Annotated in this window: 2 protein-coding genes; one reads left to right on the top strand and one right to left on the bottom strand. The window is 69.8% G+C overall.

What is annotated here, in order from left to right; translation table 11 throughout:
* Nucleotides 1–770: alanine dehydrogenase (locus ELR45_RS23550; protein ID WP_240760094.1), on the top strand; the 770-nt coding region annotated here is incomplete at its 5' end.
* A 56-nt stretch (nt 771–826) separates the two neighbouring features.
* Here the strand turns inward: ELR45_RS23550 and ELR45_RS23555 are convergent.
* Nucleotides 827–1,177: a winged helix-turn-helix transcriptional regulator gene (locus ELR45_RS23555; RefSeq protein WP_129668526.1), complete on the bottom strand. Its 351-nt coding sequence runs from the start codon at nt 1,175–1,177 to the stop codon at nt 827–829.
* Between the last annotated feature and the right edge of the window lie 17 nt (nt 1,178–1,194).

The raw sequence follows: 1,194 nt of genomic DNA on the forward strand, positions 1-1,194 counted from the left end.
ACGAGACCGTGCAGCGGCCGGACGGCACGCTCCCGTTACTCGCGCCGATGAGCGAGGTCGCGGGACGGCTGGCGCCACAGGTCGGCGCCTACCACCTGATGCGAGCGGCCGGCGGACGCGGAGTCCTGCCCGGCGGCGTGCCGGGCACCCGCCCTGCCGCCGTGGTGGTCATCGGCGCAGGCGTATCCGGCGTCAACGCGACGGCCATGGCCGTCGGCATGGGGGCCGACGTCACGGTGCTCGACCTGGACATCGGCAAACTCCGTGCGGTGGATGCCCTCTATGCCGGCCGGGTACGCACCATCGCCTCGACCTCCTACGAGCTGGAGCGCGCGGTGCTGGGAGCGGACCTGGTGATCGGCGCCGTCCTGGTGCCCGGTGCGCACGCGCCCCGGATCGTCACCCTGGACGTCGTGGCCCGGATGAAGCCCGGCGCCGTGCTCGTGGACATCGCCGTCGACCAGGGCGGCTGTTTCGAGGGCACGCGCCCGACGACGCACGACGAGCCCACCTTCGCGGTGCACGACGCGGTGTACTACTGCGTCGCCAACATGCCCGGCGCGGTCCCGGCGACCTCGACGTATGCACTGACCAACGCCACACTTCCGTACGCCTTGCGCCTCGCCGACCTTGGCTGGCGGAATGCGGCACGCCTGGACGAGTCCCTCGCCCGCGGGGTGAGCACCCACGACGGGCGGCTCTTCAGTGCACCTGTGGCCGCCGAGTTCGATCTCGACCACGGCGAGCTGGGCGACACCATCGCCGCATGAGGACGCCAGACCCGGGCGGACGCCGGATCTGGCCTCGCCCCTCGTCCATGCTGGACTCAGTGGGCGACGTGCTCGGCCCCGATCAGCTCCATGCGCCGCAGCCCCCAGTCACCGAGCGGTTCGAGCGCGGCGTTGAGCGAGACCCCCAGCTCGGTCAACGAGTACTCAACCCGGGGAGGCACCTCCCGGTAGACCTCGCGGTGGACGATGTCGTCCTCCTCGAGTTCACGCAGCTGCTGGATGAGCACCTTCTCTGAGACACCGGGGAGCCCGCGCTTGAGCTCACCGAACCGCCGCGTGCCCTTGCTCTCCAGCTCCCAGAGGATGACCGACTTCCATTTCCCACCGACGACGTCCATCGCGGCATCGATGCCGCAGATATATGGTCCCGATCTCACACTGCTCATGACATATCTCCGCTACC

The sequence above is a fragment of the Phytoactinopolyspora endophytica genome (assembly GCF_004138495.1).
Taxonomy (GTDB): domain Bacteria; phylum Actinomycetota; class Actinomycetes; order Jiangellales; family Jiangellaceae; genus Phytoactinopolyspora; species Phytoactinopolyspora endophytica.